The 25,069-nt window shown below is 63.6% G+C and carries 27 protein-coding genes; 15 read left to right on the top strand and 12 right to left on the bottom strand.

From position 1 onward, the window contains the following. Nucleotides 1–47: 47 nt before the first annotated feature. The 4 genes from WBA38_RS03380 to dnaK all read right to left on the bottom strand — a co-directional run bounded on the left by WBA38_RS03380 (nucleotide 48) and on the right by dnaK (nucleotide 4,134). Entirely contained in the window at nucleotides 48–467 is a 420-nt protein-coding gene (locus tag WBA38_RS03380; RefSeq protein ID WP_424295064.1) for a heat shock protein transcriptional repressor HspR, read from the bottom strand. Between the two features lie 6 nt (nucleotides 468–473). Then, nucleotides 474–1,646 carry a molecular chaperone DnaJ gene (gene dnaJ / locus WBA38_RS03375; protein ID WP_424295062.1) on the bottom strand — a complete coding sequence of 391 codons (1,173 nt, stop codon included), beginning with the start codon at nucleotides 1,644–1,646 and terminating at the stop codon, nucleotides 474–476. A gap of 107 nt (nucleotides 1,647–1,753) precedes the next feature. Further along, a complete protein-coding gene (grpE, locus tag WBA38_RS03370; protein ID WP_424296320.1) occupies nucleotides 1,754–2,293 on the bottom strand; it encodes a nucleotide exchange factor GrpE in 540 nt (179 codons plus the stop codon). Further along, nucleotides 2,290–4,134: a molecular chaperone DnaK gene (gene dnaK, locus WBA38_RS03365; protein WP_424296318.1), complete on the bottom strand. Its 1,845-nt coding sequence runs from the start codon at nucleotides 4,132–4,134 to the stop codon at nucleotides 2,290–2,292. The genes grpE and dnaK overlap by 4 nt, the downstream gene beginning before the upstream one ends. 529 nt (nucleotides 4,135–4,663) lie before the next feature. Between dnaK and WBA38_RS03360 the strand changes: the two genes are divergently transcribed. The 7 genes from WBA38_RS03360 to WBA38_RS03330 all read left to right on the top strand — a co-directional run bounded on the left by WBA38_RS03360 (nucleotide 4,664) and on the right by WBA38_RS03330 (nucleotide 9,759). Then, nucleotides 4,664–5,353: a hypothetical protein gene (locus tag WBA38_RS03360; RefSeq protein ID WP_424322042.1), complete on the top strand. Its 690-nt coding sequence runs from the start codon at nucleotides 4,664–4,666 to the stop codon at nucleotides 5,351–5,353. Between the two features lie 171 nt (nucleotides 5,354–5,524). After that, a complete protein-coding gene (locus tag WBA38_RS03355; RefSeq protein ID WP_424322041.1) occupies nucleotides 5,525–6,022 on the top strand; it encodes an alternate-type signal peptide domain-containing protein in 498 nt (165 codons plus the stop codon). A gap of 22 nt (nucleotides 6,023–6,044) precedes the next feature. Continuing rightward, nucleotides 6,045–6,584: a hypothetical protein gene (locus tag WBA38_RS03350; RefSeq protein ID WP_424322040.1), complete on the top strand. Its 540-nt coding sequence runs from the start codon at nucleotides 6,045–6,047 to the stop codon at nucleotides 6,582–6,584. Further along, entirely contained in the window at nucleotides 6,581–7,471 is an 891-nt protein-coding gene (locus WBA38_RS03345) for a signal peptidase I (RefSeq protein WP_424322039.1), read from the top strand. The genes WBA38_RS03350 and WBA38_RS03345 overlap by 4 nt, the downstream gene beginning before the upstream one ends. Nucleotides 7,472–7,513: 42 nt before the next feature. Beyond that, nucleotides 7,514–8,182 (top strand): SipW-dependent-type signal peptide-containing protein, encoded by a 669-nt coding sequence (locus WBA38_RS03340; protein ID WP_424322038.1) that lies wholly within the window; start codon nucleotides 7,514–7,516, stop codon nucleotides 8,180–8,182. A 7-nt stretch (nucleotides 8,183–8,189) separates the two neighbouring features. Beyond that, the gene (locus WBA38_RS03335; protein WP_424322037.1) at nucleotides 8,190–8,789 is read left to right on the top strand and encodes a signal peptidase I; all 600 of its coding nucleotides are present in this window, start codon (nucleotides 8,190–8,192) and stop codon (nucleotides 8,787–8,789) included. Further along, the gene (locus WBA38_RS03330; RefSeq protein ID WP_424322036.1) at nucleotides 8,782–9,759 is read left to right on the top strand and encodes a hypothetical protein; all 978 of its coding nucleotides are present in this window, start codon (nucleotides 8,782–8,784) and stop codon (nucleotides 9,757–9,759) included. The genes WBA38_RS03335 and WBA38_RS03330 overlap by 8 nt, the downstream gene beginning before the upstream one ends. Before the next feature lie 209 nt (nucleotides 9,760–9,968). Here WBA38_RS03330 and WBA38_RS03325 read toward each other — a convergent pair whose 3' ends face one another. Further along, entirely contained in the window at nucleotides 9,969–10,379 is a 411-nt protein-coding gene (locus tag WBA38_RS03325) for a hypothetical protein (protein WP_424294356.1), read from the bottom strand. A 565-nt stretch (nucleotides 10,380–10,944) separates the two neighbouring features. Here WBA38_RS03325 and WBA38_RS03320 point away from each other — a divergent pair. From WBA38_RS03320 to WBA38_RS03310, 3 genes are all read left to right on the top strand, one after another. Continuing rightward, a complete protein-coding gene (locus WBA38_RS03320) occupies nucleotides 10,945–11,628 on the top strand; it encodes an MspA family porin (protein ID WP_424294357.1) in 684 nt (227 codons plus the stop codon). Nucleotides 11,629–11,642: 14 nt separating this feature from the next. Beyond that, nucleotides 11,643–12,710, top strand: coding sequence for a hypothetical protein (locus WBA38_RS03315; protein WP_424294358.1), 1,068 nt, complete (start codon nucleotides 11,643–11,645; stop codon nucleotides 12,708–12,710). 162 nt (nucleotides 12,711–12,872) lie between these two features. Further along, nucleotides 12,873–13,298, top strand: a complete 426-nt coding sequence (locus tag WBA38_RS03310) for a hypothetical protein (RefSeq protein ID WP_424294359.1) — start codon at nucleotides 12,873–12,875, stop codon at nucleotides 13,296–13,298. 185 nt (nucleotides 13,299–13,483) lie between these two features. On the opposite strand, the gene WBA38_RS03305 is transcribed toward WBA38_RS03310, so the two are convergent. After that, a complete protein-coding gene (locus WBA38_RS03305; RefSeq protein ID WP_424294363.1) occupies nucleotides 13,484–13,843 on the bottom strand; it encodes a PLD nuclease N-terminal domain-containing protein in 360 nt (119 codons plus the stop codon). A gap of 85 nt (nucleotides 13,844–13,928) precedes the next feature. On the opposite strand from WBA38_RS03305, the gene WBA38_RS03300 reads away from it, so the two are divergent. Continuing rightward, nucleotides 13,929–14,723, top strand: coding sequence for a crotonase/enoyl-CoA hydratase family protein (locus WBA38_RS03300; RefSeq protein ID WP_424294360.1), 795 nt, complete (start codon nucleotides 13,929–13,931; stop codon nucleotides 14,721–14,723). A 27-nt stretch (nucleotides 14,724–14,750) separates the two neighbouring features. Here WBA38_RS03300 and WBA38_RS03295 read toward each other — a convergent pair whose 3' ends face one another. The 3 genes from WBA38_RS03295 to WBA38_RS03285 are packed head-to-tail and all read right to left on the bottom strand — an operon-like array spanning nucleotide 14,751 to nucleotide 17,640. Continuing rightward, a complete protein-coding gene (locus tag WBA38_RS03295; RefSeq protein WP_424294361.1) occupies nucleotides 14,751–15,197 on the bottom strand; it encodes an SRPBCC family protein in 447 nt (148 codons plus the stop codon). An 11-nt stretch (nucleotides 15,198–15,208) separates the two neighbouring features. Further along, nucleotides 15,209–16,678 (bottom strand): SDR family oxidoreductase, encoded by a 1,470-nt coding sequence (locus WBA38_RS03290; RefSeq protein WP_424322035.1) that lies wholly within the window; start codon nucleotides 16,676–16,678, stop codon nucleotides 15,209–15,211. Continuing rightward, entirely contained in the window at nucleotides 16,675–17,640 is a 966-nt protein-coding gene (locus WBA38_RS03285) for an SDR family NAD(P)-dependent oxidoreductase (RefSeq protein WP_424322034.1), read from the bottom strand. Before WBA38_RS03285 ends, WBA38_RS03290 begins: the two co-directional genes overlap by 4 nt. Nucleotides 17,641–17,770: 130 nt before the next feature. Between WBA38_RS03285 and WBA38_RS03280 the strand changes: the two genes are divergently transcribed. Genes WBA38_RS03280 through WBA38_RS03270 form a run of 3 tightly spaced genes read left to right on the top strand, consistent with a single transcriptional unit; the run spans nucleotide 17,771 to nucleotide 20,515 of the window. After that, nucleotides 17,771–18,643, top strand: coding sequence for a MerR family transcriptional regulator (locus WBA38_RS03280; RefSeq protein ID WP_424293340.1), 873 nt, complete (start codon nucleotides 17,771–17,773; stop codon nucleotides 18,641–18,643). A 4-nt stretch (nucleotides 18,644–18,647) separates the two neighbouring features. Beyond that, nucleotides 18,648–19,856, top strand: a complete 1,209-nt coding sequence (gene macS, locus WBA38_RS03275) for a MacS family sensor histidine kinase (RefSeq protein ID WP_424322033.1) — start codon at nucleotides 18,648–18,650, stop codon at nucleotides 19,854–19,856. 32 nt (nucleotides 19,857–19,888) lie between these two features. Beyond that, on the top strand, nucleotides 19,889–20,515 hold the full coding sequence (locus tag WBA38_RS03270; protein WP_424293346.1) for a response regulator: 627 nt from the start codon (nucleotides 19,889–19,891) through the stop codon (nucleotides 20,513–20,515). Nucleotides 20,516–20,918: 403 nt separating this feature from the next. Here the strand turns inward: WBA38_RS03270 and WBA38_RS03265 are convergent, their stop codons facing one another. From WBA38_RS03265 to WBA38_RS03255, 3 genes are all read right to left on the bottom strand, one after another. Next, nucleotides 20,919–21,347 carry a hypothetical protein gene (locus WBA38_RS03265; protein WP_424293342.1) on the bottom strand — a complete coding sequence of 143 codons (429 nt, stop codon included), beginning with the start codon at nucleotides 21,345–21,347 and terminating at the stop codon, nucleotides 20,919–20,921. Between the two features lie 72 nt (nucleotides 21,348–21,419). Next, entirely contained in the window at nucleotides 21,420–21,644 is a 225-nt protein-coding gene (locus WBA38_RS03260; protein WP_424293343.1) for a hypothetical protein, read from the bottom strand. Nucleotides 21,645–21,930: 286 nt separating this feature from the next. Then, nucleotides 21,931–22,620, bottom strand: a complete 690-nt coding sequence (locus tag WBA38_RS03255) for a hypothetical protein (RefSeq protein WP_424293344.1) — start codon at nucleotides 22,618–22,620, stop codon at nucleotides 21,931–21,933. A gap of 501 nt (nucleotides 22,621–23,121) precedes the next feature. Between WBA38_RS03255 and WBA38_RS03250 the strand changes: the two genes are divergently transcribed. After that, nucleotides 23,122–25,026 (top strand): DUF2339 domain-containing protein, encoded by a 1,905-nt coding sequence (locus WBA38_RS03250; protein WP_424293345.1) that lies wholly within the window; start codon nucleotides 23,122–23,124, stop codon nucleotides 25,024–25,026. Nucleotides 25,027–25,069 lie beyond the last annotated feature (43 nt).

Below are 25,069 nucleotides of genomic sequence, written 5' to 3'. Positions count from 1 at the left end.
GTATGTCCTGCGACCCTCAGCGTAATCACGGTTCCTGAGCGTTGCCGTCAGCGCGAACGCTTACTCCGCGGCTGCCACACCACCAGCGCGCTGGTCCTAGGGACCTGAACGAGTTCCCCGTGTCGGCGAGGGGCAGACTCGGCTTGGCGGGTCAGGTCGGCGACCCGTTGACGCAGTGCGTCCACTTCGTCGCTGAGCTCAATGATCCGTTTAATGCCCGCGAGGTTGACGCCTTCGTTTTGTGAGAGGCGTTGGATTTCGCGGAGCATTTCCACGTCCCGATTCGAGTACCGACGACCGCCGCCGCGCGTGCGCTGCGGGGTCACGAGGCCGAGACGGTCGTAGGTGCGGAGCGTCTGGGCGTGCATGCCAGCCAGTTCCGCCGCCACAGAAATCATGAATGTGGCGGCGTCACTGAACTCGTCACGCGCAGGCTTGTCGTTTCGTGGGTTGTTGTCGCCTGCCATGGGTCATCACCTTCCCCAACCGGCGCGGGGGTCAAAGCCGCTGGCCTTTTCGGCCTCCGCGTACTGTTTCATCGCTTCGACGGCAGCGTCGTCGAGCTTGGTCGGCACCGACACCTTCACGGTGACGAGCAGATCGCCCGAGCCACCCGACCGCTTCGGGACGCCGCGGCCCTTGAGCCGCAATGTCCGACCGTCCGAGGTGCCCGACGGGATCTTGACTCCGACGCTACCGTCGAGCGTCGGAACAGACACGGTGGCACCGAGGACAAGTTCGGAGATCGAGACCGGCAACTGCACTTTGAGGTCGTTGCCGTTGCGGGTGAAGACCTTGTCGGCGCTCACGTGCACGGTCACGTATAGATCGCCGGACGGCGCACCGCGCATCCCGGCTTCGCCTTGTCCGGCGAGTCGGATCCGTTGGCCGTCTTCCACACCTTGCGGGACGCGAACGTTGATGGTTCGCGGTCGCACGGTGATGCCGGAGCCTTGGCAGTCGGGGCACGGGTCGTCGATCTTGGTACCGGTGCCCTGGCAGTCGGGGCACGGTTCGGAGAAGCCGAAGTGTCCCTGGTTCCGCGTGACGAACGCCGACCCGTTGCAGGTGGGGCAGGTGCGCGGGCTGGTGCCCGGCTTGGCTCCACTGCCGTGGCACTTGGTACACGGCGACGGGCTGGTGACCCGCAGCGTGACCGTGGTGCCTTGGACGGCGTCGCGGAAGGCGAGCGTCGTTTCGGTTTCGAGGTCGTTGCCACGACGTTGGCGTGCTCCGCCAGTGCTGCCGCCCGCACGACCTCCGCGGTTCCCGAGAAGGTCACCGAAGATATCGCCGAAGCCGCCTCCGCCGCCGCTGCCGCCACCGCCGAAGAGGTCGCCGATGTCGAAGCCGCCAGCACCGCCGCCACTGAATCCGCCGCCGTTGCCGCCGCGGAAGCGACCGGACGACATCAGGGTGCGGGCTTCGTCGTATTCCTTGCGTTTGGTGTCGTCGGACAGCACGCTGTGCGCCTCGGAGACCTTTTTGAATCGTTCCTCGGCCGCTTTGTCGCCCGGATTGGCATCCGGGTGCAACTCTCGAGCGAGTTTCCGGTAGGCCTTCTTAATCTGGTCGGCAGTGGCGTCGGAAGAAACGCCGAGGTCTGCATAGAAGTCCCGTTCGAGCCATTCACGCTGTGGTGCCATCAGGCGTCACCTCCTAAAAGTCTGTGTGTGCAAAGTATGTGTGTGCAGCGGGTCGCGGGGCGGCGCCGGGAGAACCCGGTGCGTCGCCCCCGCGCCCACATGCTGCGTTATTCGCTCGGTGCCGGATCAGTGACCGTCACCATTGCGTGGCGAATCACCTTGTCGCCCAGACGGTATCCCGTCCGGAAGACGTTGCCGATCACCTGTGCGTCGCCGCTGCTGTCGTCCTGGATTGCTTCGTGCAGTTCCGGGTCGAAGGCTTCGCCGGGCGCGGCGAAGGGGGCGAGCTTTTCGCTGGTCAGGATGTCGCCGAGTTTGTCGGCGAAGGCCCGCAGCGGTCCTTCTTCGAGGTCGCCGTGCTCGCGGGCACGGTCGAAGTCGTCGAGGATGGGCAGCAGTTTCTCGACGAGCAACTGCTTGCCGCGGTCGACGGACAGCAGGGCCTCTTCGGCACTGCGGCGACGGAAGTTGGCGAATTGTGCCCGCTCCCGCTGCAGTGCTTCGGTAAGTTCGGCAACCTGCGGGTCGGCCGGGGCCGCCTCGTCGCCGGTCGGCTGGGCCGCTGCTTCTTCGGCAGCGGCACCAGCCTGATCGGTGTCCGTATCGGTCACCGTGACCGGTTCGTCGGCGTTGTTACCGGCCGTCACTTGTTCTCGCCGTCGGCTGGGTCGTCCACAACCTCAGCGTCGACAACATCGTCGGCACCGGCGTCGCCTGCAGCGCCAGCGGCTTCACCTTCGGCCTGGGCGCTCGCGTAGATTGCCTGGCCCATGGCCTGCGACTCCTCCGAGAGCTTCTCGATGGCCGCACGGATCGCTGCCGTGTCGGTGCCCTTGAGCGCTTCGTTGGCTTCGCTGATGGCCGCGGTGACCTTGTCCTTGACGTCGGCGGGGACCTTGTCCTCGTTGTCCTTCAGGAACTTGTCGGTCTGGTGGACCAGCGACTCGGCCTGGTTGCGGGTCTCGGCCTCTTCACGACGGACACGGTCTTCCTCAGCGTGAGCTTCGGCGTCCTTGACCATGCGGTCGATCTCTTCCTTCGACAGACCCGATCCGTCCTGGATGCGGATGCTGTTTTCGGTGCCGGTGCCCTTGTCCTTGGCGGTGACGTGCACGATGCCGTTGGCGTCGATGTCGAAGGTCACCTCGATCTGCGGGACACCCTGCGGGGCCGGGGCGATGCCGCCGAGCTCGAACGAGCCGAGCAGCTTGTTGTGCGAGGCGATCTCGCGCTCACCCTGGTACACCTGGATCTGCACGGACGGCTGGCTATCTTCGGCCGTCGTGTAGGTCTCCGAGCGCTTGGTCGGGATGGTGGTGTTGCGCTCGATCAGCTTGTGCATGACGCCACCCTTGGTTTCGATACCGAGGGACAGCGGGGTCACGTCGAGCAGCAGCACGTCCTTGACCTCGCCGCGCAGCACGCCAGCCTGGAGTGCGGCACCAACGGCGACAACCTCATCAGGGTTGACGCCCTTGTTGGGCTCCTGGCCACCGGTGAGTTCCTTGACCAGTTCGGTCACGGAAGGCATACGGGTGGAGCCACCGACGAGCACCACATGGTCGATGTCGCCGACGGGGATTCCGGCGTCCTTGATGACGGCCTGGAACGGTGCGCGGGTGCGCTCGAGCAGGTCGTTGGTGATCTTCTGGAATTCGCTACGTGAGAGCTGCTCGTCCAGGAAGAGCGGGTTCTTGTCGGCGTCCACCGTGATGTACGGCAGGTTGATGGACGTGCTCTGCGAAGCGGAAAGCTCAATCTTGGCCTTCTCGGCAGCTTCGCGGAGACGCTGCATCGCCATCTTGTCCTTGGTCAGGTCGATACCGGCGCTGGCCTTGAACTTGTCGACGAGCCATTCGACGATGCGCTCGTCCCAGTCGTCGCCACCGAGGTTGTTGTCGCCCGACGTGGCGCGGACCTCGACGACGCCGTCGCCGATTTCCAGCAGCGAGACGTCGAACGTGCCGCCACCGAGGTCGAAGACCAGGATGGTCTGCTCTTTTTCGCCCTTGTCGAGGCCGTATGCGAGTGCGGCTGCGGTGGGCTCGTTGACGATGCGCAGGACTTCGAGGCCGGCGATCTGGCCGGCTTCCTTGGTGGCCTGACGCTGTGCGTCGTTGAAGTAGGCGGGGACGGTGATGACCGCTTCGGTGACGTCCTCACCCAGGTAGGCCTCGGCGTCGCGCTTGAGCTTCATGAGCGTGCGGGCGCTGATTTCCTGCGGGGTGTACTTCTTGCCGTCGATTTCGACGGACCAGTTCGGGTCGCCCATGTGGCGCTTCACCGAACGGATGGTGCGGTCGACGTTGGTGACGGCCTGGTTCTTGGCGGGCTGGCCGACCAATACTTCACCGTTGCGCGCAAAGGCGACGACAGACGGGGTGGTACGCGAACCTTCTGCGTTGGCGATGACGGCAGCTTCGCCGCCTTCGAGCACCGACACAACGGAGTTGGTGGTGCCGAGGTCGATTCCGACAGCACGTGACATGTGTGTTCCTCCTAGATCCGGCAGTTGGTTGAGCGCCGGTTAGTTCTTGGGGCCGCTTAGGCCTGTTTGGTCTCGCTGATCTTGAAACCTCAGCGCCTGCGACTCAGGTTTAATCGACTTTTCGGTCGCCGTCAACCTTGTTGAGTCTTAGTCACTCAAGTTTCTCGATCGGTTCAACTGCGGTAGGCCCGAGAACATTCCGGAAAATTGCGTTTATGCCGCTCAAAGCCATGTGAGCCTGCTCACGAAACCCTTTTACGGCGTGTTTTAGGCCAACGGCACGCGCTTGCGCACGGATTCGGCGCTAATCATGTGACCTGTCACGTTCACCCGAACGATTGGTGGCGGCTGTCACGTATGTCCAATTTCAGACTATCGAGATTGTCAGTTTGTGCTGGCAGCCCTACAAAAACGATGGCGTTACAGGTTTCTAGTCCGCAGGCCGGGTACGGCACAAAACCCAACTTTGGGCATCAAAGTGCGTTCTGGGCGTATACCTCACAACTGACCGGCCACCCATCATTTGGGCATGGCTAATACCGCACGAATGATTTCCACTGCACGACGCGCAGCCGTCGTCGCTGCCGCCGGCGCTGCTGCGGTTGCGATGGCCGGCATCGGTACCGGAGCTGCTAACGCGGCTGTGGGCGACGACCTCAACGATTCCTGCATGAGCTTCTCGCAGGACGGTGGCGCAACCTGGGGCGACCAGGATTCCCTCCGGTACGACAACACCATCAACCCGATCCCGGGCAAGTTCGCACTCAACTCCGAGTTCCAGGTGAAGAACACCTGCGACGCCCCGGCCAAGTTCCGCGTGCTGACCGCATTCTGGAAGGTGACTGGCAACGGCACAGCGCAGTTGCGCGCAGACATCGATGGCAAGACCGGCTCGCCCGTCTCCATCACTGGAACCTCGTTGTCAGTCGATGACGCCAAGCTGGTCGCCGAGTCGGGCCGCCTCACCAAGGGCAAGCCCGTGTCGGTGAAGCTCCTGATCGGGTTGCCCTCGAACGAGACCAATCAGGGCTTCGACATCAACCCCGGTTGGGGCATGTTCCTCCAGGAAGTCGCTGGCACCGGCGGTGGCGGAAACGGCGGCGGTACCGGAGGCGGCAGCCTGGACGGTGTCTTCGGCAGCCTCGGCGGATCGGGCAGCCTCGGCGGTCTGATTCCGAGCAGCTTCAACACGTCGGCAACTGTCGTCGCAAACCAGTAGCGCTCAGGCATCTCAACCCGGCCGGCGCGTCGCGTCAGCCAACCACAAACTTCGGTCACCTTGGATTATCGGCCGCAGAAGGTCATTACGACCACCCGCGCAATTCCGCGCGACCCCTCCCTTTGAGCCGGAACACTTCCGGCACCTTCCCTGAACAGGAAACAGGAACACATGAACAAGGCAACCAAGGGCGCTCTCGCCGCAGCCGCAGCCGCAGCCATCCTCGCCGGTGGCGCAGGCACCATGGCCGCGTGGAACTCGACCGCACCCGGAACCGGCGGCGGCACCATCACCGCAGGTTCGATGACGGTTACCCAGCAGCCGGACACCGGCGGCTGGGCTTGGGCTGACGGCACTCCGATCGCCGACATCACCACCATCAAGATCGTTCCGGGCCAGTCAGTCAAGTACACCGCGATCTACAACGTCGAACTCATCGGTACCAATCTGAAGGCAGACCTGGTGCCGACCCTCGGCGGCGTCACCGGCGAACTCGCAGCCCTGCTCACCGTGACCAACACCGGTGGCGGCTCTACAGAAGTCACTGCGAGCGGCCCTCACACCGTCAGCACCACCATCCTTTTCGATCCGGCCAAGGCTGGCGACGACCTCGGCATGAATAAGACCGCAACCCTCGCCGGTGCCACGGTCACGTTGACCCAGAAGTAATCCACCTCCACTAAAGGTCTTCATGAAGCCCCAAATCAAGTGGGCGCTCGCAGCCGCGGCGGTTCTGTTGGTGGGATTCTTTTCCCTCCAGCAGACCGGCGCACTGTGGAGCTCCAACGCATCCAGTAATGGTGGTGGCACCATCACCGCAGGCAAACTCGATATCTCTGCAGGTCAGGGTGGCGTCAAGCAGTTCACCCTTGATGGCATGGAAAAATCCAATGCCGGCCGCGGCGACAGCGTGCAGAAGGCACTGCCAGTCATTAACTCCGGCAACGTGACGATGCAGTACAAGCTAAACGGCATCCAGGTCAATGGCACCGCGCCGCTCACCTTCAGGATCGCCAAGGTTGCAAACGAAGCGGCCTGTACTCCCACCGGCGATGTCGGCACTGAGCTCTACAACGGTGCAGGCAACTCCGCGAGCTTCGCCGCTCAAAAGGTCGCTGCTGGCACCACTGAGGTGCTTTGCTTGCGGGTCACCATCGCCAGTAACGCACAGACGTCGCAGAGCTCGAATGCAACGTTCACGTTCGGTGCAAATTCGGTAGCGGGCGCATGATTTCCAGTCGCGGGACACACCACACCGACGAGACCCAGGTTCTACCGGGTCCCGGCGAGGCAACGACGGTAGCCGCCGACGTGGACGATGAGAAGACTCCACCAATCTGGTGGATCAAGACCATCGCCTCGTACACGCTGCTTGCTGTCGCTGTAGCACTGCTTGCAGTGCTTGTGGTGATCCCGCGACTTACCGGTTCCACCGCTTACACGGTGCTGACCGGTTCCATGCAACCCACATACCCGCCGGGAACGCTGATCGTCGTCAAACCGACTCCGGGAGAAAATCTCGAAGCCGGCGACGTCATCACGTTCCAGCCGAAGTCGGGCGATCCGTCCGTCGTCACTCACCGCATCGTCAGCATCGTCTACGACGCAAAGGGCGTTCAAAAGTTCATCACCAAGGGTGACGCCAACAACGTCACCGATGAGACTCAACTCGTCGCGGAACAAATTCGCGGCAGGCTCATCTACTCGGTGCCATACCTCGGTCGCCTCAACTCGGTCCTTTCAGGATCGACGCGAAGCGTTCTGCTCTTCCTCGCCGCCGGCGCACTCGGTGTTTATGCCCTGTGGATGTGGATCAGCAGTCTCCGTGACCGCAAGAACGGCACAGGTTCCGGCGATCAACCTGATTCCGACGACGAACCGGATGGCGATCCCTCGCCACCGACCGTCGACCCGATGATGGAGGCGATTCAGAACCTCGCCGTACCCGAACAGTTCGTTCCCGCCCAACCGACGTGCCACGCCTGCGGGACACCGCAAGTCGGCAGTAGTCAGTTGGCATATTCGGCTGTTCCCGAACTGCCAAGGCAATACCAATCACCACCGGTCCACGACGGCCCCAGCCAAGTGACCACCCGGCCGATACCGGTCGTCCGCTAAATGTCCCTCACCGACATCTTCCCAACTGACAAGGCAGCAATTATGTCTTCACCCCACGAATCCGGCGACACCGCACGGTCGGGACTGCGTCGACGTCTCGGCGAAACCGGCTGGACGCGCGCTCGCGCCATCGCTTCGCTCGGTATGGTCCTCGGCCTCGGTGCCGTCGGCACCATGGCCGCGTGGTCGGATACCGCATCGGCCACCACCGGGCAGTTCTCCACCGCGTCGGTCGACGTCAAGATCGCACTCGACAGCAAGCGCCCGACCCTCGGCTTCACGTCGCTGAATAAGATCAACCTTGGCAAGGGCGACAGCACCGCCGCGATGTTGCCTGTCAACAACCTCGGCGCGAGCAACTTCACGTACACGATGAAGGCTGTCGCAGCCGACGCCGGAACGTTTGTTCCGCCAGCCAACGTGATGCCCGCAGGTACCGTTCCGTCGGCCAGCGACTTCGCCTCGAACCTCACGGTGACGGTGTACGCCGGAGGGTCCGCAAGTGGCGGCAGCTGCACCGGCGGCACTCAGATCGGCACCGGCACAATGGCTCTCGGCTCACCGGTTAACCTTGTGACCACTGCGCGCCCTGTCAACGTGGCGGCCACCGAGAACCTCTGCATCCAGGCCACACTGAGCTCGGGCGCACCAGTAACGGCACGCATGTCAGCGGTTTCGATCGACTTCCAGTTCGTGGCCACTCAGGCGTGATGCAGCGATGAGTCAGCAAAACGATCAGCCGCAGCGCCGCTCCCGACATGAGCTCGCGCTCAACGTCGGCGCGGTGCTGGGACTGACCTGCATCGTCGTAGCCATCGCTTCCATGCTGTTTGGTATCACACCGCTGGTGTTCCGATCCGGTTCTATGTCCCCGGACATTCCGACCGGTTCGCTCGCCATCGCGCACAGCGTCGACGCGCAAGATCTCAAGGTCGGCGATGTCGTGAGTGTTTACAACGACGCAGGCACCCGCATCAGCCACCGCATCGTGGGCATCAACCCCGGTGTGGATGGCGGTGTCTCGCTGACTCTGAAGGGCGACGCGAACCGCGTTGTCGACCCCGAGCCCTACAACGTGACGGCAGCCGACCACATCATCGCCAGCGTTCCGCTGCTCGGCTATGTCGCGGCGTGGCTGTCGAGCAAGACTGCGATTTTCCTCGGCGGCATCGTCGCCGGAGCCCTGTTGATGCTGGCGTTTGGCCCCATCCGCCGACCCGGCAGCACCACCGCGTCCGACGACGCACCCCAGACCGAATCATCCGCCGAGCCCGCAGACAGTAGCGAGCCCGAGCTTCAGGAGGCCAACTGTGGCTAACATTCTTCAAACTATCCGCGGCAAGGTCCCGTCCAAGCGGGCCTTGTTCGCTATCGGAGGCACCGCCGCCATCGCACTCGGTGTGATGCAGACTGCCGACACCATGGCCGCCGGTACTGATGCTGCGAACGCCGATGCTTCGCAGATCGCGAGCCAGAACTTTGCGCCGGTTCCAATTATCAGTGGCCTGGCATGTAGTGGCCAGACTGGTACCAACAAGGTCGAACTGCGGTGGAACAACCTAGGGCCAGATTTCAAGTACGTCGTCGAAGTGTCGTCTAGCAGCGGCGGCTCCGCATACAAATCCAGCACTGTGACGAGCCCTAACTCCGGGAATCTGCAGATCAACGGAGGAACCTTTAAGGGCAAGGTTTACTCGTACGCGCGCGTACGAACACAGAACATCTCGACTGGCGAAATCTCCGAAGGCTTCAGTGAGTGGTTTGTCCTGAATTGGGAAGCAACTACCTATTGCACCGGCCAAAGCACAGGTTTCAACGGCAACAAGGATATTGCGGATTGGCAGCAACAAGCGGATTGGAATCCCGGCACTCCCGCCCATCGGACTAGCAACGGCGCCTCCCGTACCGCACCTCCTGGTTCAAGCGATGCAGCGAGCCCATCGACTCCGTCCCCTAGTTCCTCGACACCTTCGGCCGCACCGTCTGAGACTCCGTCGTCAACGCCGCCCTCAGCACCAAGCACGCCGTCGTCCGCCCCGAGCACCCCGTCGTCTGAGGCACCGGCAACCACCGAGCCCTCCACTCCGGCACCCGAGCCGAAGATCACCGTCAGCGTCGGTGTTGCTGGCGAAGCTGCAGGCTTCACCATTTACAAGGACGGCGTTGAGTCGTGTTCCGCTGACAAGGCTCCGAGCGACAAGGTCAATGTCGGAGGCAACGAAGTCACCATCACCACTGCTGACGGCGCAGTGAAGAAGGTCAACCCGGACACCTGCGCAGTCTCGTAGCGCGCGTCAAACAAAACTAGCGATGGACGTTTGGCCGATTACCGGCCGAGCGTCCATCGCTATTTTGTTTGCGGAAGCGGATGACTCAGCCCTCGCAGCCCGCTTCCCTATCGCCCCACCGCTTCTCGGGACCAGCCGCCAATTAAGCGTGTACCTTTCCGCCATATAGCGCCAAAAAGGTACACGCCTAAGCTTCGTCGGCCGGGCGGCTACTTGGGCGTCGCGCCCAGCGCTTGGCTGACCGTTTGGTTGGGGTCCGTCGAGCACATCAGCTTGGCGAGCGTTCCGGCGATGCCCTGATTGTTCGGATGAATCTTCGTCTTACCGCCAGCGATGATCGCACCGCCAACAGCCGTTTGGGTTGCCTCGTCGAGCGTCATGAACTCGGCGCACGTCATAGTCAACGCATTCGCGGGAGCGTTCGCTGGCGGCGGGATCGGCGTGAACGTCGGATCCGGAACAGTGGTCGACGACGACGTCGAAGACGAAGTCGTGGTCGACGTGGTGGAAGCACTCCCATCGGCCTTCACCGGCGAACCGTCATTCGACGAGCAGCCAGTCAACGACACAGCCCCCAAGACCACCGCGCAAGCAGCTACCGCAAAACGTTGCTTTGCCATGTCGAGGAGCTTAGATGAGGCGGCAGCGGGTACTTGAGTTTTGCCATTCGGATGGATGGGTGCGCTGTCGGCCTGTGGCACGGCGGGTAGCGGTCGAGACTCGGTATCCACCGTGGGTGGCAAAGCCCGACAGAGCGCCATCCGGCGAGACAGAAGGGGCACAGCTTCGCTCGCCGCCAGATCCCCCGGCGTCTCTCAACTAGATCCCTCCGGACCGGACCCGGCGATTGAAGCGCTCACCGAAACGCTCCCCGACTCCCATCCCGACAGCGCCCGTAGTCGGCTTTTAGGGCGATCGCGGGCGCACGCACCCTTCCGCAATGTCCGAATTGCGGCGTGTATTTATCCGGACCGGATAAATCTTTCACACCCCTGACCTGCACAGACGATACAGTTTCACGACCTTAATGTTGCTAGGAGTTTGCTGTGGGTATCGAATGGGGCACGAGAGCAACTCGCTCTCAAACAGTCCGATCCGCAACAGGCATGCGTGGTCGGGGGGAACTGTTACAAAACGCCACCAACAGCACTGTGTGGCAACACAAACAAGACAGGGGGGATCGTCGTGCCACGACACATCACCAAAGGATTGCTACTCGCGATAGTCACGATCTGCGGGTTAGCTACAGCGTTGCTAGCTGGACCAGCCGATGCCAAGACCAACCACACCCGCGAGGGTGTGGACATCACCTTGACCGCATCGAAACTGCACGCGCAGAAGATCCCGGCGTTGGATTCCTCGCCCATGTCAGGGGAAGCGCTGCTGTCCTCGGATGTGCATGCCGCGGTCGCCAACATCGACGGCAAGACCGTGCGGGCCACCGTCGAGGTCGGCTATCAGATCGGGTACCCGGTCTCGGTGGCCCCGAGCGGGGTCAAGGTCACCGCGCACACACCGGAACTAAAGCTCTCCGGAGGCGTCAACGCCAAGGTCGCCCCCGAGGTCACCATCTCCGGCTCCGGCGGTGGCGGCAAGCTCGGTGAGGTCGGCGGCGAACTCGGTGCCGACGCGACCGTGATCCCGTCCGCAGACCTGGAGTTCGAGGTCGGCGCCGGCAAAATCACGACCGTCACCCTCGCCGAGATTGCGTTGACTAAGCCCACGGCCGACATTGTGCTGTCTGGGATTGAACTCAATACCACCAACGCTCTCGGCCCGATCAGCGTACGGCCCTTCGCCAAGATCTCCGTCACCACCGAGACCGGCGTCTACGTCTACTACGACCACGGCCCCACCAGCCGCATCTGAAAAGGGCCGAGAAAATGTTGAACACAAATTCCATTCGGGCCGACAACGAGCGCGGTTCTCTAAGAGTTGCCTTCGCCGGCTTCCTTGCGATCGTCGTCGCCTTGGTCTTGGCGTTGTCGCTGGCCCCGGCAGCATCAGCGGAGACCCCGGCTCAACGCTGCCAACGCGAAACCAACGCCTACAACAACGCTTGGAAGGCTGTCGGCCAGAAGCCTCCGGCTCCATACCGCTGCGGAAGCAACAACGCACCGCCACCGACCCTCTCGCCATCAACACCGGAATCGATTCCTGATGAGGCACTAGAGCCCACGGCTTCTGCACAGGAAGACTCTGGTGACGGGCCAAATATCAATGCGCCCACTGAACGTCGCCAGATCGAGCATCCAGGGGCAGGGCAGAAGCCGATTGGCGAAAACCCCTCGCGATCGACCACTACGACCACGTCGCATCCAGAGTTGCAAACCACGTCTGTCGCGCGTCCCGATCCTGTGCGCCCGACCGCGGCAAACAAACCACGGAGTCCGGACTTCACTTCCAGTACTCTGCGTTCGGTCCTTGATATCAACGACTACAAGAAGGATGTGTCGGGAACTGGTTGCATCCCGGGTGAAGATGCCGGTTGCGATGGAGGACCAGGTCGAGGCCGCAGCATGTGCCTAGGCAAGGTTGGCTTCGGATGTCATGACTACCGATTCGAGACCGAGTACATCAAGACCGACCGGACGGTCGACTACTCGAAGGTGGTCGCGTCCTGCGGATCTAATGTAGCGATGCAGTCGTTCTGCGACCCCACCCTCACTAAGGAATACTCCGTTACTGTCGAAACTAAGTGGGAAATGGGCGAAGGCCCAATCAAGGCCGAGGTTGGACTGTCGGCCTCATCGACGACGACCGTTCAGATCAACTGCGGAAATCCACTAAATCCCGAACTCTATTCTCGCGTCGACGTCTACCCCTCGAAGGTAGTCCCGGAATATTCCCTCGCCATGTTCAACAGAGACAACAACGACCTCATCGAAAGGTCCGGCCCCCACCACGGCTCCGAAACCGTCTCACACATGTGCAACTACGTGCTCAAGTAGAGGATCGAGAAACTGATGAAAATCGCTGCCAGAAACGACATCCGAGATTTAATGGCTATCGCCCTTGGCCCTATTGCAATGGTTCTCCTCCTCACGTCCTGCTCAGAGGATGCGTCCGCGAATGACGCTAAATCGCCGTCGTCCTCCTCAACCGCTTCCACCATGACTGATCGCAAGGTCATCGATTGGAAGGAAGTTCCCGCGCAAGCTCTCATTGGGGGAGACGCAAGGGAAGTAGCCGGATCGCTAACACCGTTTGACGCCAAGTACGACGGCGAGAAGGGACAGTCGATCGGTGGCGGTGTCCCCTATCAACTGGGTGGCCGGACCATCGCAACGACGTTCATGAACGCCACCGAAGCTGCGATCGGAAAGACGTCGGAGGTGGCAGGAGACAGCGTGATCATCGGGGCCTGCGTACACGCTGAAAAGTCGAGGTACAACATCGTCCTCAACGTTGTCTCACGCGAGAACGCGACAACCGACGTGGTCATGAGAGGCAAGCAGGGAAAGTTCCCTCCTGAAAAGAACGACTGCAACCCTCACGCCGAAGTCCCTTTCCCTGTCCTGGAGAAACCCGCTGAGTAAGGAAATCAGTATCATATGAGGATTGCATTCGCCATCCTGGAACGGCGACGGACCACCGGGCAAACCTGACAAGGGCCAGAGAAACCTCTGAGCACAGCTATATCGAAGCCGACCACAGTTCTAGTTCGATTAGCCTCGATCTGTCATTGGTTAGGGTTCATGTCCGGTGTGGTCTCCACCAAGATTCAGTCAGAGGACTCCGACTCATCCGCTTCCTTAGCCTTGCGTCGCTGCGACTCGGCGCGTTCGCGGGCCTGGCGTTGGAACTCTTCGACGTCGCGTCGTACCTGTTCCGGAGTCTGATTTGGCCGTTCGTATTCCGGGAATCCGGCTGTCGGACGCGATCCGCGAGGCGACGCCACAGACCCCGGCCCCTCGGGGCGTCCCACCAGAAACCAGATCACCGAACCGACCAACGGCAAGAAGATCACGATCAGCACCCACGCGACCTTCGGCAGATGTCGCACCCGATATTCCTCGGCCACAATCACGTCGATGAGCGCGATCACCCACATCGCCAACACCAGCAAGCTCACTAACGGCATGGTTCCCCCACTGTCGCCGACAACGAATACCCGAGCATAGTGCCCACAACCCGAACTACCCGGCATTGCCGATAGCCTCCTACCCATGAGCAACATCAGCTACGAAGTCCGCGACAACGTCGCCCACGTCCGACTCGACCGCCCCGAAAAGCACAACGGACTCACCCTCGACATGCTCGACGACCTCACCGCGGCCGCCGACCGCGTCGCCAAAGACAGGTCCGTGCGGGCCGTTGTCTTGGCGGGCGAAGGTGAATCCTTTTCTTCCGGACTCGATTTCGCGTCGGCCGGTAAGGAACAGAAGCGCATCATGCGGAACCTGATTCCCAAGCGCGCCTCGGCCGCCAATAATTTCCAGGCCGCCGGTTGGGCATGGCGCAGCGTGCCCGTCCCAGTCATCGCCGTCGTCACCGGGCACTGCTTCGGCGGCGGCCTGCAGATCGCGCTCGGCGCCGACTTCCGCTACTCCACCCCGGACGCCGACTACTCGATCATGGAAGCCAAGTGGGGCCTCATCCCCGACATGTCCCTGTCGGCGAGCATCGCCCAACTCACCAGCATCGACGTCGCCAAGCGTCTTACCATGACGGGCGAAAAGTTCAGCGCCCAGCAGGCGCTCGACTGGGGTTTGGTCAGCGAGATCCACGACGACCCGTTCGCCGCGGCCGACGCCTTCATTGACGTCATCAAAGACCGTTCACCCGACGCCGTCGCCTCGTCGAAATCGTTGTTTGAGAACACTTGGTACAACGGGTCGCGACTGTCGTTCCCCGTGGAACAAGCGCTGCAGGTCCGGCTCCTGCGCGGAAAGAACGCGGCGATCGCCCGCAAGGCAGGCATCGCCAAGGAGAAGCCCGAGTTCGTCGAACGACAGGTATGACCCAGTAAATAAGGCCCAGCGGGGCCGTCAGCCGACCGCCCGCTCCAGCCTCTGCAGTTCTCGGGAGAGACCCTGCGCGCCCTGGTCCAGCAGCCGCCGGACGGCAATCTTGAGCACCGGCTCGGCGATCGCGAGGACACCCTTGAAGTCGAAGGCCACCGCGTAGGTGACGGCGGTGCGCGCGGCACCCTCAACAATCGTGATGGTGTCGACGGCGGTGATCGACTTCTTCTGGCCGCGCAGCCGAATCAAGTTGTGCGGTTCCAGGTCGGTGACCCGATAGTCGAGCTCGGTGCTGCGGCCTGCGAACATGCTCTCAACGCGGTACTCGGTGCCCACCCCGCCGTCGCCGGAGAGCCGATGCACCGAGACAGCATTGGGGTCCCAGTCCTCGGCGTTGCCGAAGTCGGCGAGGTAGGTAAAGACAGCCTCGGCCGGTGCCTCGGTGTACACGGTGCGCTGCAACTCGATCATGCGATGCCTTTCTAGGAGTGATCATCTGGCGTGGCCGCGGCCTCGCCGGTGATGTTGCGGGCCATCCCGCTGAAGATGGCGTTGTGAAAGGGAACGATCGACGCCCAGTAGAGGTGCCCGGCCAGACCGTTCGGCCGGAACAGCGCCCGTTGACGGTAGGTGGTGCCGCCGTCGTCGTTCGGAATCACCGAAAGCTCCAGCCAGGCATCGCCCGGCACCTTCATCTCGGCGCGCAGGCGCAGTAGTCGCGGACGGTCGAGTTCCTCCACCCGCCACCAGTCCAGGGCCTCCCCGACCCGCAGCCGTCGCGGGTCGCGCCGTCCGCGCCGCAGACCGACACCGCCGGTGACGCGATCGATCCAGCCGCGCACCGACCACGCCAGCGGGAACGAGTACCAGCCGGTCTCGCCGCCAATCGCCTCGATCACGTCCCACAGCGCCTCCGGGCTGGCCGACGTCGTGGTCTCCCGCTCGTCCTTGTAGAGGGTGCCGCCGGACCACGAGGGATCGGACGGCAGGGGGTCGGACGGCGCGGGCGAGGAATCAGCGTCCGACCATCGGGTCGGCACGTCGAGGTCCTTGATTCGGGTGAGGGCCAGCTCCACCGCGCGCTCGTACCCGATGGCGCCTTCGGGCGGATCCGGGATGTACTCCGCGATGTCGTGCTCGCGGCACACCACCTCGTGGATCAGCGATTCCATCAGCGGCACGGCGATCGATCGCGGCACCGGCGTCACCAGGTTCACCCATTGGGCCGAGAGCCACGGCGTGAGCACCGGGACCGGTACGACGACGCGTCGCGGCAGCCCGGCGATCACCGCATACTTGCGCATCATGGTCAGGTAGGTGAGGACGTCCGGTCCGCCGATGTCGAAGCTGCGGTTCACCTCGGCGGGCAGGCTCGCGGCACCGACCAAGTAGTAGAGGACGTCACGGACGGCGATCGGCTGAATGCGGTTCTTGACCCACCGCGGCGTGATCATCGCTGGCAGTCGTTCGGACAGGTAGCGCAGCATCTCGAAGCTCGCCGATCCCGACCCCAGGATCACCGCGGCCCGGAGTTCGGCCGTAGGCACGCCACTGGCGCGCAGCGTCTCCCCGACCTCGGCGCGCGACGCCAGATGCGGCGAGAGCTCCTCCGACTCCGGCACCAGCCCGCCCAGATAGACGATCCGTTGCAGGCCGGCAGCGTGGGCCGCTTCGCCGACCAGGTGGGCGGCGCGACGGTCGACGTCGACGAAGTCTCTCTGCACCAGCGAATGCACCAGGTAGTAGAGCACCTGTCGGCCGGCCAGCGCCGCGGCGACCGACTGGAGGTCGGTCACGTCGCCGGGCACCACCTCGACGTCGTCGCGCCACGGGACGTCGTCGAGCTTGCTGGGCGTGCGCGCCATCACCCGCACCTGGTGGCCGGCGCGCAACAGTTCGGGCACCAGACGTCCGCCGATGTATCCGGTGGCGCCGAAGACCACCACCTTCATCGTTCCGCACCATTCGCGTCGAGGGCGGCAGCCTTGCGCACCTGCTCCCAGATCAGCCGACGGTCGTGCTCGCTGAACCGCGTCCTCGGCAGATAGTGCTCCGGGCGAGGTTCGCGGTCGTGCCAGAAGAGACCGGTGTTCGGACGGGGCCGGGTGGCGGCCAGCCACACCGCGGTGTCGGCACCCTGGTCGGCGCTGCGCAGCAGCGGTGCCGCGACCTTCTTGAAGCCCGGCAGCGAATCGGCGACGCCGGGCGTGTCGACCCATCCCGGATGCATCCCCGCCACCAGCACCCCGGCCGCCTGCCAGCGGTCGGCCAGGATCGGCAGCAGCGCGGTCTGCACGCGCTTGCTCCGTGCATAGGCGCGAGCGCCGCGATAGTCGCCGGCGCGGTACTCGAGATCGTCCACCGGGAGTTCTGCGGTGTACATCCCGCCCGACGACATGAAGATCACCCGCGCGTCCGGACTGTCGGTCAGCGTGGGCTCCAGCAGTTCGGTGAGCAGGATCGGTCCCAGCACATGCGCGGCCAGCGAGAGCTCGTGGCCTTGCGCAGACTCGGTCCGCTGCGGCGGCATCACGCCTGCGTTGTGGATGATGATGTCGACCCCGGCGGCGGCGAGCCGCGTCGCCAGACCACGCACCTGATCGAGGTCCGAGATGTCGCACAGTTCCACACGCACGGTCGCACTCGGGTGACGGTGGATGATCTCCGCGCGGACGGCGTCGGCCTTGTCCTGACTGCGGCCGATCAAGATCGGGTGTCCGCCCAGCGCGGCGATGCGACCGGCCGTGGCGGCGCCGATGCCGGACGTGCCGCCGGTGACCGCCACGGTGCGATTGGCCAGCGAACCCACCGCGGGATCGTCGGCGTCCCAGCCACGTGCACGCAGCCCGAATCCCAGTCGCGAATAGCCGCCGATCACCGATCGGTCGAGCGCTGTGTCTACCAGGCCTGTCATCGCTCCTCCTTCGTCGATCTGACTTGGACAGCGGATTTCAACCCCAACATTACACAGATCAACATCTTTGTCGAAGGTTATGATTTGGCATGATCAACCGGAAGTACCGAACGTGAGATCGGAGGGCGCAATGAGCGAGGGGCTGCGGATTGGTGATGTGGCTCGTCTGGTGGGAATCTCCACCACCACGCTCCGCGCCTGGGAGCAGCGCTACCAGGTGGTGACGCCCACCCGATCGGCGCAGTCGGGCTATCGGCACTACGCGGAGGCCGACGTGGAACGTCTGCGGCACATGCGCGCGCTGGTGCAGTCGGGGATCGCCCCCAGCCGCGCCGCGACCATCGCCCGAAGCACCCTCCGACCGCCGTCGGACTCGCTCCCCGGCACTGCCCCCTCACTTCTCGACGATCGCAGCGCGCTGGTGCACGCGGGCGTCTACTACGACGGCCCGCAACTGCAGGCGTTGCTCGACGCTGTCTTCGACGCCGCTGATCCCGAGGAGGCCATCGAGCGATGGTTGCTGCCTAATCTCGTCGAGGTCGGGACGGCGTGGGAGCACGGGCGGCTGAGCGAGGTGGCCGAGCACTTCGTGGCCGCCGCGGTGATGCGCAAGCTTGGCTCCCTCTTCGACTCGCTCACCGCGACCGGCCGACGCGTCGTAGTGGGACTGCCGCCTCACGGCCGTCACGAGATCTCCGCGCTAGCCTTCTCCATATGTTTGCGGCGGCGCGGCCTGGACGTCCTCTACGCGGGTGCCGACGTGCCGCTGACCAGTTGGCGGCACTTCGCGGCCGAATGGGCACCGCAGACTGTGGTGCTGACCGCGACCATGGCCGAGGACGTCCCGCCCGCCGAGGAGACTGCGGCGGCACTGACGGAGCAAGGGGTCCCGAAGGTGTTCGTCGGCGGCCAGCACGCCGAGAGCGTGCGGGGGGCCATCGCCCTTCCGGAATCGCTGCCGCTGGCCGCCGATGTGGTGGCCCGAGCGACGGAGAAACGATGAGGGGATGGCTGTGAGCCGCCCGCCGCGCAGCACCGGAATTGCCGCCGACCCCGCCGCCATGTGGCGCGGGCTCGACGACGACGATCCCGTCGGCCCCATGTGGCGGGCGGCCCAAATCTTCCGGGCCGTCAGCTTTATCTACGCGCTCGGATTCATGGTCGCCATCAACGGCGACCTGCAACGTCCCACCATCGCGTGGGTGCTGTTCGGGGTGTTGACGGCCGCCAATGTTTGGTGGACCGTCGGCTACCTCACCGGCTTTGGGCGACGCTGGTGGTTCGTCGGCGTTGAGGTCGCGCTGTCGATGGCGATGATGCTGTCGACCGAGTTCGTCGCCACCCGCGACTGGATTGCCGACAATCAGACCTGGCCCACCACGTTGTGGATGGCGAACGCCGCCCTGTCTGCGGCGATGATCGGCGGCGCGCGCTGGGGACTCGTCGGAGCCGTCGCGATCAGCGCGGCCAACTATTACGTCAAGGGCGAGGTGATGCTGAACTTTGGTCGCAACGCCACCGCCATCCTCCTGATCGCCGCTGCCATGGCCGTGGGGATGGCCGCCTCCCGGGCACGACTGTCACATGCGCGCCTCGTTGCCGCCATCAGCTTTGCCGCGCAGTCGGCCGAACGGGAACGCCTGGCCCGCGAGGTGCACGACGGCGTCTTGCAGGTGTTGGCCCTGATCTCTCGACGCGGCCGCGAAATCGGCGGTCCCACAGCTGAACTCGCGACCCTCGCCGCCGAGCAGGAACGCGTGTTGCGGCAACTGATCTCCGACGGTGCCCCGCCCCCGACCGACACCGACGACCGCGACCTCGGCCCCGCCCTCCGCGCCCTCGCCGGCGACCGAGTGCACGTCAGCACCCCCGCCGAACCGGTAACGCTTGATGCGACCGTCGTCGCCGAAGTGATGTCGGCGGTGACCAACATTCTCGACAACGTCGAACGCCATGCGGGCAGCGACGCCCAAGCGTTTGTGCTGCTGGAAGACCTCGACGACGAGATCGTGATCAGTGTCCGCGACGACGGCGTCGGCATTGAGCCGGGGCGTCTCACGCAAGCTGCCGACGAAGGTCGTATGGGGATTACGCGCTCGGTGATTGGGCGCATTGAAGGGCTTGGCGGCACGGCGCGGTTGGAGTCCGCGCCCGATGCCGGAACAGAATGGGAGTTGACCGTTCCGGTCGGCGAGCGAAAGGCAGACCTGCAGTGACGCAAACACCCACCGATCGGCCGTTGCGCATCATGGTGGTCGACGACCATCCGATTTGGCGCGAAGGCGTGGCCCGCGACCTCGCCGAAGAGGGCTTCGACGTGGTCGCCACCGCCGACGGTTGTGCCAGTGCCGCCGCCCGCGCCGCCGCGGTCCTCCCCGACGTGGTCCTGATGGACATGCAGATGCAAGACGGCACCGGCGCCGACGCGACCGCCGCCGTATTGGAAGTCCACCCCGGCGCGCACGTGCTGGTGCTGTCGGCGTCGGACGAACGCGACGACGTCCTCGAGGCCATCAAAGCGGGTGCGCTGGGATATTTGGTGAAGAGCGCGCAACGGTCGGAGTTGGTGGCGGCCGTCCGCGCGACGGGCGACGGTCAGGCCGTCTTCACTCCCGGCCTCGCAGGTTTGGTGCTGGGCGAGTACCGCCGCATCGCCCGCTCCCCCGAACCCAACACCCCTACGCTGACCCAACGCGAAACCGAGGTGCTGCGTCATGTGGCGAAGGGACTGTCGTCCCGGCAGATCGCGACCCGCCTGAGCATCAGCCCGAGGACCGTCGAAAACCACGTCGGCGCCGCCCTCCGGAAACTGCAGTTGGGAAACCGAGTTGAGTTGGCGCGCTACGCGATTGAGCACGGGTTGGACGCGGAGTAGCGGAGTTCCCGGCTTCCCCAGCCCCCGATCAACCTTTCCCTCCCGCTCTTTCCCGGTCTCCATTGCCCCGCTGCTCCGCCTTCCGATCTCCGAGTAAGGGTGCGAGCGCAGCGAGCATCCGCATCGAGGAGCACGTACTCAAGGCTTCCCCAGCCCCAGCACAATCTCACGGACTCTTCGATGCGCTCCCTCGCTACGCTCAGTCGCTTACTCAGAGATCGGGAAGCGGGCCGGAAGGCCATGGGGAGTTCATTTCCTCAGAGATCGGGAGGCGCGGCGAAAGGTAACCAGAACTTCTGTCGAACCAGGGGCCTTCGAGGGCAATTTTTGCCGTCGGAGGCCTCTGGTTTTACAGAAGTTCTGGGTCATTCTCCGAGACGGGTCTCCGCCGCTGAAACGCGGGTTAGCTCGAGGACGAGATCGGCAGCCAACTGGGCCACCACGGCGGTCGCCCGCTCGGGCAATCCGGGGTATGACCTGGGACGTCCATGTAAAGCACGGCCAGGTAAATCACGAGGGCAGTCACCAGGAGGCTGAAAACCATCGGCACCCATGGTCGACGACGCCCCAACGCGAACGCGGTGATTGCATAAGCCGCCGGGATCACCAGGAATGAAACAACGGTGAGGCCCGGCCCCAACAAGAAGAGGATGTACCACCCCTCGCCTGGACCACTGTCTGCTCCGGGGAACGGTTCGCACGCGGCAATCAGTTTCGTCCGGAGCCCAAGGCTCACGAAGACCGCGACAAGACTCAGGATTGGGCAGATAACTAGCCCCACCAGGATCAGCCATTCCCGTTTGGGCTTTTCTCGCGCTGCCGCCTCCGTCACGTAGGTGAGTATGCCGGTGCGGGTAGCTCGCCCCCGCCGCCTGAATGACGAGGGGCCGAAAAGGGCGGTGTTCTACTCGCCCTTCGCCACGAAGATCAGCGTGTTCTGCTCCGGCAGCATGAAGACTTTTGTCCACCAGCCTGCGCCAGCAAAGTCGCGGTCCAAGGCGTCAGACGCCAAGAACGGACCAGCCGGGACCTGATCTCGCAGTTCCGCAACAACGTCCGGCACCCGATTTTGAGTGACCGGCGAATAGGTCTTCATAATCTGTTCGACGTCGGCCGGCGAGAGCTTCACGACACCGTCGATCCAATACGTTGACGGTCCCGGCGCGCGATCACTATCGCCAATAGTTCCCGAGCTCCACTTTGCCGATAGCGCCGACCCAAGAAGCAGGAACCTGGACTGCAATGGGGCTAGATCAGTCCGCACCTCATGCGAGCCGGTCTTCACCGGATCTTGCGATGTTTGCAATTCGTTGCCACGTTCCTGTGTAGACGGCGTCGAGCAGGCCGTTGCGGATAGAACTATCAAGAAAGACAATGCGCCGACAATTGTCCGGCGAATCATTTGACATTGCATTTTAACGATCCTCACCGCCGCGGTTTTCTTCAGGACTGCCTTCGTCGCTGATGGTTAGCGAATCCGGGTCGCCAATCTTCCAGCTGACGGTTCGAGTGATTTCCCCGCTGGAGTCAAAGGGCTTTGCCCAGCCAATTTCAGTGAACCTGCCGTTATCATCATCAGGGGCTCCCGACGCGATGTCGTGCTGTCCCGGGCTGAAATCGTAGCGGTCGACCGCATGGACCGTCACTGTCATTGTGACAGTGTCCCCGTCAACCACCACATCACCACTACTCCACTGCTGGTAGCAGCCGATTGCTTTCTGCCAGTTCTCAGTTGTCGGATATTCGCTGTTGCCCCGAGCTTCGGTGCTCGTGAACGAAAATTCAGTCTGGCCCTGTTGAATCATCTCTTCGACGCCACGTTGAGTGTTGCGAATTTCGTCGTCGACAGACTTCTTAACGCCCTCGTCTTCGCGGTAAGCTTCTTCATAATCGAATTCCACCGGCTCGCCATTGTTGTCCCAATAGTGCGCGTACATCGCAGTCGCGTCATCCATATCGGGCTTACCAAGTTGCGCAGCTTTAAGTATCCCCAACCACTTGGCCTTTTTAGCAAAGTCAGCGAGATTACTGTCTTTACTGTTGTACTCATAGGTTTCATCCCACACGATGGGCGGAGCACTCTTATCCCCGAACTTATAACCCACAACGGAGACCGAATCCCCGGACGGAGCCCCCGCATCGATATCCGGTTCCGGCGAGTTTAATTCCGAGTCCCTGCCCGCCAGCTTAACCATAAGAGCCGGAGGCAAGTCCCTGGCCGCAATGTTCCTCGAATACCGCGATGGCGACTTACCCTGAGCGAGAGCCGTCGGTGCCCCTTTGCCAGCTTTCGGAGCGGCCGCATTTCCAACGGGTGCAATATCCGAGCTAGCGAAATTTGTTTGCGTGACGGTAGGGGCCTGCTTCGTTTGTGGGGCCGATCCCGCCGAAATTACTCCGCCGTTTGCCAAGTGAGTTTCTCCAAGAGTCTTCAACACATGGGCACGCAAGTTCCGAAAACTTAGCAGCCAATACACAAGGCCAACAAACCGGGCATCTCACCCAGGGTTGGCGGTCCCGCGATCAAGCGCGCACGCGCAAGTCCCCACGCCTTCTGCGTAGTTCTACTCGTGTCTGCCGCACCCTGTTCCACCAGGCTTAATGGCATGAACAACAACAGTGATCCAGCAGTCGCGGCCGCCCGCCTCGGCGACCAGCTGTCGAGTATTGCGGGCAGGATGTCGACCCTCTCGTCCGACTTCGCCGAACTCTCCGCCAGCCTCGGCAAGCCGGTCACCGTGACGGCACCCCAGCCCCAACCTCGGCCAAATCCGCAACCCCAACTCCAGTACGCGACGGCGACCCCGTTCGGTCGGCCTCCGGTGCAGCCCTACAACCCGCAGACCGTCTACCCCCAGACCGCCGCCCCACAGCAGCACGTCGGCTACCCGCAGCATCCAGGTGCTCGCCAGTTTGTGCCGCCGCAGCCGCCGGCCCCGAAGCGCAGTTTCAGCGAGCGGATCTCGGACGCTGCCGAGCGCGGTCTCGTCGGTCGCATCCTCGCAGCTGTCGGCGTTGGCATCACTCTGATCGGCGTCATTCTGCTGCTGGTTCTGGCCGCGCAGGCCGGACTCTTGCGCCCCGAAGTCCGCGTTGCGGGCGGCGCTCTGTTTGCCGCGGCCCTCGTCGGTATCGGCGTGCGGATCGGTCGTCGGGAGGAAAAGCGTTCCGGCGCAGTCGCACTCGTCGCTACCGGCGTCGCGGCCGCCCTGTTCGACGTCCTCGCCGCGACCACCATCTACCACTGGCTTCCCGAGATCGCCGCGATCGTGCTCGGCGCTGCCATCGGCGCTGCCGGGCTCGCGGTGGCGCATCGCTGGAACAGTCAGACCCTCGGTCTCATGGTCTCCATCCCGCTCCTGACCTTTGCTCCCGTCGCTGCGGGCGGCGTCGACGAAGTCCTCGTTAGCTTCATGCTCGCCTACGCCGCGTCGACCCTGTGGTTGCAAATGGGCCGCGACTGGACCGCACTGTTTGTGGTCAACACCGTCGCCGCAACGCTTCCGCTGTTCGCCTACCTCAACTCCAGCGAGCCGTTGGCTTGGTTCGCTGCCGTAGCCGCGCTCATCAACCTGGCGATGGCACTCGGTTCGACGATGCTGCTGGCACCGTCGAGCAGCCGCAGCACCCTGCTCGGCGTCACCGCCGTGTTTGCTGGACTCCCCGTGGCGATGCTCGGCAGCCTCGACTCGATCAGCCGCCACACGGGTGCCGCCATCGTTGCCATCGCCGCCGTCGCATTCATTGCGGCAGCACTCATTTCCCGCGGTCAGACCAAGATTTCGTATGGCTGCCGCGTTCTGTGGCTGAGCGCCGGCGCCCTGTTCCTGGCGCTCGCGATGGGTGCCGCGCTGGATGCGTCGATGATGCCGCTCGGCCTCCTGGTTGCTGCCATGGTGGTGCTCATCGCGGCTCGCTGGTCCGACGATCTTGAACTCCCCGTCCGCATTATCGGTACCGTGTTTGTCAGTATCGGGCTGCTGGCGTTGCTCGCGGTCGGCGGCGTTAACCAACTGCTGATCCCCGGCTCGCTCAACACCAGCCAGCAGGCCACGCTCCTCATCGGTGCGCTGGTGGGCCTGGCGACCGTCACCCTCGCGACCCGCGATTGGGGTGAGACGGCGTCGTCGAAGCAGCAGCTCTGGCTGGTTGGCGGCCTGATCGACCTGTGGCTGATCACCGAATTGTGCGTCAGCGTCGGCAATCTCGTCACCGGCGGCAGCGACGGCGGCTTCCGTGGCGGCCACCTCGCAGCCACCCTGGTGTGGTTCGGTTCAGCGGCAGCCGCCCTCCTGTGGGCACGCACTCTGGCCGGGAGCGCACGGTCGTTGACGCTCGCAACCGGGCTCGCCATCATCACCGCAGCGGTCGCGAAGCTCTTCCTCTTCGATCTCGCCGCCCTCTCCGGCATCTACCGCGTCATCGCGTTCATCGTCGCCGGCCTGGTGCTGCTGTCGCTGGGTGTGGCGTACGCGCAGCGTCTGACGTCCGACGAGCCCGCAGCCCAGTAGAAACAAGGCAGTAGAAACAAGACAGTGGCGGCCCTCCCCGAGT

Origin of the sequence: Gordonia sp. (in: high G+C Gram-positive bacteria) (genome assembly GCF_049647785.1) — a bacterium.
GTDB lineage: Bacteria > Actinomycetota > Actinomycetes > Mycobacteriales > Mycobacteriaceae > Gordonia.
The sequence above is the reverse complement of the archived record's forward strand: the minus strand, read 5'-3'. Positions and strand labels throughout refer to the sequence as shown.

What these genes read in the sequence shown, in the direction of transcription:
- WBA38_RS03315 (WP_424294358.1), top strand. Translation starts at nt 11,643, where the DNA reads ATGTTGAACACAAATTCCATTCGGGCCGACAACGAGCGCGGTTCTCTA.
- WBA38_RS03305 (WP_424294363.1), bottom strand. Translation starts at nt 13,843, where the DNA reads ATGCCGTTAGTGAGCTTGCTGGTGTTGGCGATGTGGGTGATCGCGCTC.
- WBA38_RS03290 (WP_424322035.1), bottom strand. Translation starts at nt 16,678, where the DNA reads ATGAAGGTGGTGGTCTTCGGCGCCACCGGATACATCGGCGGACGTCTG.
- dnaK (WP_424296318.1), bottom strand. Translation starts at nt 4,134, where the DNA reads ATGTCACGTGCTGTCGGAATCGACCTCGGCACCACCAACTCCGTTGTG.
- WBA38_RS03310 (WP_424294359.1), top strand. Translation starts at nt 12,873, where the DNA reads ATGACTGATCGCAAGGTCATCGATTGGAAGGAAGTTCCCGCGCAAGCT.
- WBA38_RS03285 (WP_424322034.1), bottom strand. Translation starts at nt 17,640, where the DNA reads ATGACAGGCCTGGTAGACACAGCGCTCGACCGATCGGTGATCGGCGGC.
- WBA38_RS03380 (WP_424295064.1), bottom strand. Translation starts at nt 467, where the DNA reads ATGGCAGGCGACAACAACCCACGAAACGACAAGCCTGCGCGTGACGAG.
- WBA38_RS03270 (WP_424293346.1), top strand. Translation starts at nt 19,889, where the DNA reads ATGGTGGTCGACGACCATCCGATTTGGCGCGAAGGCGTGGCCCGCGAC.
- WBA38_RS03280 (WP_424293340.1), top strand. Translation starts at nt 17,771, where the DNA reads ATGAGCGAGGGGCTGCGGATTGGTGATGTGGCTCGTCTGGTGGGAATC.
- WBA38_RS03340 (WP_424322038.1), top strand. Translation starts at nt 7,514, where the DNA reads ATGTCTTCACCCCACGAATCCGGCGACACCGCACGGTCGGGACTGCGT.
- WBA38_RS03295 (WP_424294361.1), bottom strand. Translation starts at nt 15,197, where the DNA reads ATGATCGAGTTGCAGCGCACCGTGTACACCGAGGCACCGGCCGAGGCT.
- WBA38_RS03345 (WP_424322039.1), top strand. Translation starts at nt 6,581, where the DNA reads ATGATTTCCAGTCGCGGGACACACCACACCGACGAGACCCAGGTTCTA.
- WBA38_RS03325 (WP_424294356.1), bottom strand. Translation starts at nt 10,379, where the DNA reads ATGGCAAAGCAACGTTTTGCGGTAGCTGCTTGCGCGGTGGTCTTGGGG.
- WBA38_RS03300 (WP_424294360.1), top strand. Translation starts at nt 13,929, where the DNA reads ATGAGCAACATCAGCTACGAAGTCCGCGACAACGTCGCCCACGTCCGA.
- WBA38_RS03355 (WP_424322041.1), top strand. Translation starts at nt 5,525, where the DNA reads ATGAACAAGGCAACCAAGGGCGCTCTCGCCGCAGCCGCAGCCGCAGCC.
- WBA38_RS03360 (WP_424322042.1), top strand. Translation starts at nt 4,664, where the DNA reads ATGGCTAATACCGCACGAATGATTTCCACTGCACGACGCGCAGCCGTC.
- dnaJ (WP_424295062.1), bottom strand. Translation starts at nt 1,646, where the DNA reads ATGGCACCACAGCGTGAATGGCTCGAACGGGACTTCTATGCAGACCTC.
- macS (WP_424322033.1), top strand. Translation starts at nt 18,648, where the DNA reads ATGGCTGTGAGCCGCCCGCCGCGCAGCACCGGAATTGCCGCCGACCCC.
- WBA38_RS03335 (WP_424322037.1), top strand. Translation starts at nt 8,190, where the DNA reads ATGAGTCAGCAAAACGATCAGCCGCAGCGCCGCTCCCGACATGAGCTC.
- WBA38_RS03350 (WP_424322040.1), top strand. Translation starts at nt 6,045, where the DNA reads ATGAAGCCCCAAATCAAGTGGGCGCTCGCAGCCGCGGCGGTTCTGTTG.
- WBA38_RS03250 (WP_424293345.1), top strand. Translation starts at nt 23,122, where the DNA reads ATGAACAACAACAGTGATCCAGCAGTCGCGGCCGCCCGCCTCGGCGAC.